Source organism: Pseudonocardia sp. D17 (assembly GCF_036984265.1).
Classification (GTDB): domain Bacteria; phylum Actinomycetota; class Actinomycetes; order Mycobacteriales; family Pseudonocardiaceae; genus Pseudonocardia; species Pseudonocardia benzenivorans.
The window spans coordinates 1-1,836 of record NZ_BPRG01000153.1; the positions used below are offsets into that span (position 1 = coordinate 1).

Genomic DNA, 1,836 nt, shown 5'->3' on the forward strand with positions numbered 1-1,836 from the left:
CGCTTAAATTCTCCGCTTCGCCCCCGAAGGGACTAACAGGTCCTCTTAACGTTCCAGCACCGGGCAGGCGTCAGTCCGTATACATCGTCTTGCGACTTCGCACGGACCTGTGTTTTTAGTAAACAGTCGCTTGGGCCTGGTCTCTGCGACCGGCTGCCCCTAGCCCGCAAGGAGCTTCAGAGCCTCCGGCCCCCCTTCTCCCGAAGTTACGGGGGTATTTTGCCGAGTTCCTTAACCAGAGTTCACTCGATCGCCTCGGTATTCTCTACCTGACCACCTGTGTCGGTTTAGGGTACGGGCCGCAACAGCACTCGCTAGAGGCTTTTCTCGGCAGCATGGGATCACCCTACTTCGCCTCAATCGGCTACGCATCACCTCTCACCCACGACATCAAAGTCAGACACCCGGATTTACCTGGATGTCGGGCTACAGGCTTGCACCAGGACAACCAACGCCTGGCGGGACTACCCTCCTGCGTCACCCCATCGCTTGCCTACTACCGGATCGGGTCCCACGCTCCCCCCACAACCATCCCCGAAGGGACAGAAAGAGGTTCGGATGGTCAGCATCACCGGCCTCGACACGGACGCACCATCACGGGCACGGGAATATCAACCCGTTGTCCATCGACTACGCCTGACGGCCTCGCCTTAGGTCCCGGCTCACCCTGGGCGGATTAACCTGGCCCAGGAACCCTTGGTCATTCGGCGGCAGAGGTTCTCACTCTGCATTCGCTACTCATGCCTGCATTCTCACTCGCACACCCTCCACCCCTCGATCACTCGGAGGCTTCACCGGATGCACGACGCTCCCCTACCCATCCCAACGACTACACCACCCACCAGGGACAAACCCCGACAGGCCGGCGGATCAAAGCTGGAATGCCACGGCTTCGGCGGTGCGCTTGAGCCCCGCTACATTGTCGGCGCAGGACCACTTGACCAGTGAGCTATTACGCACTCTTTCAAGGGTGGCTGCTTCTAAGCCAACCTCCTGGTTGTCTGGGCGATCCCACATCCTTTCCCACTTAGCACACGCTTAGGGGCCTTAGCCGGTGATCTGGGCTGTTTCCCTCTCGACTACGAAGCTTATCCCCCGCAGTCTCACTGCCACGCTAGAAATACCGGCATTCGGAGTTTGGTTGACTTCAGTAAGCTTGTCGGCCCCCTAGGCCATCCAGTGCTCTACCTCCGGTACCCACCACGCGACGCTGCACCTAAATGCATTTCGGGGAGAACCAGCTATCACGGAGTTTGATTGGCCTTTCACCCCTACCCACAGCTCATCCCCCAGGTTTTCAACCCTGGTGGGTTCGGGCCTCCACCACGTCTTACCGTAGCTTCACCCTGGCCATGGGTAGATCACTCCGCTTCGGGTCTACACCCCGCGACTACACGCCCTATTCAGACTCGCTTTCGCTACGGCTACCCCACACGGGTTAACCTCGCCACGAAGCATAACTCGCAGGCTCATTCTTCAAAAGGCACGCCATCACCACCACAACCCAAAGATCGCAGCACGGCTCTGACGGCTTGTAGGCACACGGTTTCAGGTACTCTTTCACTCCCCTCCCGGGGTACTTTTCACCTTTCCCTCACGGTACTAGTCCGCTATCGGTCACCAGGGAGTATTTAGGCTTAGCGGGTGGTCCCGCCAGATTCACAGCAAATTCCACGAGCTCGCTGCTACTCGGGAATACGGTCCATCACAGGCTGCATGTTTTCGCGTACGGGGCTCTCACCCACTACGGCGACCCTTCCCAGAAGTCTTCCACTAACACACAGACACCACGATCCGCAGTCCGGCAGAACCACGACGACCACATCCCACAACACC

The 1,836-nt window shown here is 58.7% G+C and carries 1 rRNA gene; it reads right to left on the reverse strand.

What is annotated here, in order from left to right:
- Window positions 1-1,836: ribosomal RNA gene (locus tag PSD17_RS23115) — 23S ribosomal RNA — on the reverse strand; the annotation flags it as partial.